Source organism: Kitasatospora griseola (assembly GCF_014648555.1).
Classification (GTDB): Bacteria; Actinomycetota; Actinomycetes; order Streptomycetales; family Streptomycetaceae; genus Kitasatospora; species Kitasatospora griseola.
This window is the reverse complement of record NZ_BMRI01000070.1, coordinates 1-4,143: the sequence shown is the minus strand read 5'-3', so window position 1 is coordinate 4,143 and position 4,143 is coordinate 1. Positions and strand designations below refer to the sequence as shown.

Below are 4,143 nucleotides of genomic sequence, written 5' to 3'. Positions count from 1 at the left end.
GGGCCAGCAGCTCGTAGCGGCCGTCGAGAACATCTCCCCCCGTGACCACGCACCCCTCCCGTCTTCCCCTCCGATGGGGTGGACTGCAGCAACTCTCCTCGCAGCGTACGCAGTTGACGGTCCACAGGAGAAGGTCGTGACGCGGATGTGACAACCCGTGACCGCAGTGACCGCCCCGCGCAGCGGCCGCTGACTAGTTGCTTGCGCATCGCGGCGGTGCCGGGGAATGCGGCGCCCTCCGGGCGGTGGTGCAGGAAACGGCCGTAGCCCGCTTGGCAGAAGGCCACGTTGCGCGACGTGCTCGCCGACCGCACCCCCGTCGTCCGGTGGCGCCCCGCCGAACAACCCGCCCCGCTCCACACCGCGCTGCGCCGCACCGGCCCGGACGCCAACCCGGTCGTCGCCCCGGGGCGCACCCCCGTCCCGTACGACGCGGCCGCCCTGTGGCGCGCCGACGTCGGCCTCGACGGCAAGCTCCGTGCCCGGCACCGCCGACCGTCTTCTCCACCTGCTGCATCTCATCGCCCTCGACCCCGAACAGATAGCCACGAGCGACCAGTAACCACCCTGCCAAGGAATAAGGGCCAGTCACCCACCGGTGGCGGGCCCTTTCGCATGCCTGCAGACAGAAGGGGACCCGCCGTGCCCACCGTCACCTACACCCCGGCCGCCACCCGCACCCTCCAACGCCTCGACCGTCCCCGCGCCGACCGCACCCTGCACCACCACATCCGCTGCGCACTGCAGCGCCTGGCCGCCGACCCGCGCCATCCCGGCCTGCGCACCCACCGCCACCACGCGCTGCCCGGCCACCTCGGCGATCACATCTACGGCTCGCGCGTCGGCGCCGGCAGCGGCTGGCGCATCCACTGGACCTGGACCGGCCGCGACACGATCGAGGTGGTGCGCATCGGCCCGCACCCGTAGGCCGGGCCCGGCCCCAGTGCGGGTGATCGCACAACTGTGCGGTCGGTGGCGCGGCACCTCGGGGCGATGCTGGAAGGAGACGGCACGGCGAGGAGGTGGCCGCAGTGAGGACGGTCGAAGTGCGGGTCGGGGAGACGTATCTGGTGCGGGTTCCCCGGCGGCTTCCGTACGACCGGTACCCGCCGGGCGACGCCGAGGAGAGCGTCCGGATGCACTGGCGCCGGTTCCTCAGCTCGGGCGGGGAGTCCGAGCTGACCGTCACCGAGCTCCCGGAGCCGGAGGGCGAGCACATGGTGGCCGGGTTGATCGTGGAGCCCCACGGCCAGGTACGGGTCCGGCTGACCGACGGCCAGGCCGAGGAGCTCGGACTGCCGGCCGGGGTCGGCTACGTGGTGCGCGGCAGAGTGGAGGACCTGACCGGTGCCGGGGTCGAGTTGTTGGGAGCCACGCCGATGACCGTCCCGGCCACCCGCTGCCCGCACGAGAGCGGTAGCCGGGCACGGAGTTGCGGGCGCGGCCCCACAGCGGCGGCCCGGGCGGATACCGTCGACACCACAAGGGCCCGGCCCGGCGCCGGGACATGCCGACAGAGAGAGGAGTTGGTGGGGATGAGCGCCCAGCCCGCCGAACACGGGCACGGCGGCGGCCGCTTCGGGCTGCCGCCGATGAACACGGTGCAGGAACTGCGGGCCGCGCTGCGCGCTGGCCACGGCTACCCCGGCGACGCCGAGCGCCTGGATGCCGAACTCGCCGAACAGCTGCTGCGCCGCGTGCCGATGGACCGGCTCGACCAGGTCGACCAGGTCCCCGCCGTCGTGGACCTGGTCGCCGTCGCGGAGATCGTCGCCGCCTACCGCGGCCGCGTGCTGCTCGCCGCCGACCCGGAGACATCCGACGCCGTCGACCAGGCCGTCGCCGACCTGCTGGCGCGGCAGGGCGCCGAGTGACCGACCAGCACCAGCAGCCGGACCCGGCGGTCGCCGTGGTCACCGACCGCGCCGCCCAGCGCGCCAAGGAGCTCGGCGCCACCGAGGCACTGGAAGCGCTGCGCGCCGAACTCGAACACCGGCCGCGGCTCGGCCGCCCGATCCGCACCGTCACCGAGGGCGGCCAGCAGGTCGAGCTGTACTCCACCCGGATCGAGGGCGACCGGGCCGAAGGCCGGCCCGCGCTCAACGTCGTGCACGCCTACGCCCCCGCCCCGCCTTGGCCGCCGACCGTACGGATCGCAGCCGTCGTCCCCGAAGACCCGCCGCACCCCGCGCTGTAGAGCCGGGCCGCCAGGCCCGCACCCGCTACGCTGCTGCCAGTGCCCGCCGGACCCGAAACGCACAATCCGGGCCATCACCGGCGGGCGCCGTTGTCCTCTGACAGGCGATCTTGACCGTTTGCCAGGCGAGTTTGACCGCCCGGACTCATGGGGCGGATTCGGCCTGGATCTTGCCGCCAGGAAGGGATAACCGTCATTACCTTCCCTCTCCGACGGCTGCCGGGAGGGTGAACCCGCGCGCCAGGCCGCCGCCGGACGCCGCCGAAGTCGTATGAGCGGACGACGATGGATGCCATGACGCACCGGACGGTCTCCGGGCCATGAGTACGCCGCCCGCACCAACGCCGCAGCCGCCCGACTGGCCGCACTGTGGGTACGGCGCCCACCGCCCGGACGACCCGGTCGGCTGCCGTGGTGCCCGCGTCCCCGGTCATGTCGCCTGCCTGGCCCACCTGTCTGATCCTGGTCGCGCCGCCTATTTCGAGGGACTGGCCACTGGTGACGACATCGACCATCGCGGCACCCCCTTCACCACCCCCCTCCTCAACGCGCTCCTCGATGCTCTCCGAGACCATGCCGGCGGACCTCCTCTGTTGGGTCAGGCCCTGTTCGATCAGGCGACGTTCAGCGGTGATGCCGTGTTCAGTTTGGCAACGTTCACCGGCATCGCCGGATTCCTCGGCGTGATGTTCAAGGGCGACGCCATTTTCAGGCAGACGACCTTCAAGGAGGTCGTGTTCGACGATGCGACATTCACTAGCGTTGCTTGGTTTGCGAAGGCCACGTTCACAGAGTCCCCCGCGTCGTTCGCGAGGGTAATGTTCGACGGCTACACCACCTTCAAAGGGGTGACGTTCGCCGGCAACGCGCACTTCAGCGCAGCCCGGTTCACCAAGCCGCCGATTTTCGGACCGCTGATGTCTTTCGATGAGATTGACCTGTCCGGCGCGGTCTTCGAGGCGCCGGTAACGATGGAGATCGCGGCGGACGAGGTGCACTGCGTGCGGACGCAGTGGAGGTCGACGGCGGCCCTGCACCTGCGCTACGCGACGGTGGATCTGACTGATGCCGTGCTGTCCGCCCCCGTAGCCATTACCGCTCACCCCACCCATTTCGAAATCCCCAAGACGTGGCTCGATGAGACACCGTGGCGCGACGAGGGATCACTGGACGCGTCACTGACCGAGCACCTTGACCGCCAGTCCACTGTGCGGGTCGCCTCTGTGCGAGGGGTGGATGCGGCCCACCTAGTTCTGACCGACGTCGACCTGACGTCCTGTGTCTTCTCGGGAGCGTTCCACCTGGACCAAGTCCGCTTGGAAGGCCAGTGCACCTTCGCTCGCACACCCGCAGGCTTCCACTGGCGCTGGAGCTGGTACAAGAGCTGGCTCTACCGGTGGAGCCGCCGACGCACGCTGGTCGAGGAACACCACTGGCGGGCTGAACAGACCGACGAGGTTGAACAGTCCGAAAAACGGTGGCGCTGGAGCTCGTTCAGGAGCTGGCTCTACCGGTGGAGCCGCCGACGCACGCTTGCCGAGGAACCCCACTGGCTGGATCCCCGCTGGCTGGCTGAGCTTGAGAAGTCCCACCTGCCCAAGCAGTCCGACGACAGAAAACCTGACCTGCCGCGTAGCTGGAGCCAGGACGGTCCAGCGTTGAGTCCGGCACACCTGGCCGCAATCTACCGGCAGCTGCGTAAGGCGTTCGAGGACAGCAAAAACGAGCCCGGCGCTGCAGATTTCTACTACGGTGAGATGGAGATGCGCCGACACGACCGGGCAGAGACCCCGTTCTCGGAACGTGCACTGTTGTGGGCGTACTGGCTTGTCTCCGGCTACGGTTTGCGAGCCTTCCGCGCCGTGGGCTGGCTAAAGGCTGTCTCGTAACCCTGTGGGCTGGGCGGCGTTGGTCTGGGTGTGCAGGTGCTGTCGGCGGAGCGTCGT

General features: G+C 70.1%; 4 protein-coding genes. All 4 read left to right on the top strand.

Features of this window, described 5'->3' with window-relative positions:
* Nucleotides 1–642 precede the first annotated feature (642 nt).
* The 4 genes from IEZ12_RS36595 to IEZ12_RS36580 all read left to right on the top strand — a co-directional run bounded on the left by IEZ12_RS36595 (nt 643) and on the right by IEZ12_RS36580 (nt 4,086).
* Nucleotides 643–927 (top strand): type II toxin-antitoxin system RelE family toxin, encoded by a 285-nt coding sequence (locus IEZ12_RS36595; RefSeq protein WP_189278637.1) that lies wholly within the window; start codon nt 643–645, stop codon nt 925–927.
* Between the two features lie 104 nt (nt 928–1,031).
* The gene (locus tag IEZ12_RS39855; RefSeq protein WP_229848683.1) at nt 1,032–1,874 is read left to right on the top strand and encodes a hypothetical protein; all 843 of its coding nucleotides are present in this window, start codon (nt 1,032–1,034) and stop codon (nt 1,872–1,874) included.
* Nucleotides 1,871–2,197, top strand: a complete 327-nt coding sequence (locus IEZ12_RS36585; RefSeq protein WP_189278635.1) for a hypothetical protein — start codon at nt 1,871–1,873, stop codon at nt 2,195–2,197. The genes IEZ12_RS39855 and IEZ12_RS36585 overlap by 4 nt, the downstream gene beginning before the upstream one ends.
* A 320-nt stretch (nt 2,198–2,517) precedes the next feature.
* Nucleotides 2,518–4,086, top strand: a complete 1,569-nt coding sequence (locus IEZ12_RS36580; RefSeq protein ID WP_189278633.1) for a pentapeptide repeat-containing protein — start codon at nt 2,518–2,520, stop codon at nt 4,084–4,086.
* Nucleotides 4,087–4,143: the final 57 nt, after the last annotated feature.

Coding starts and splice junctions, on each gene's coding strand:
- IEZ12_RS36580 (WP_189278633.1), top strand. CDS start 2,518: ATGAGTACGCCGCCCGCACCAACGCCGCAGCCGCCCGACTGGCCGCAC.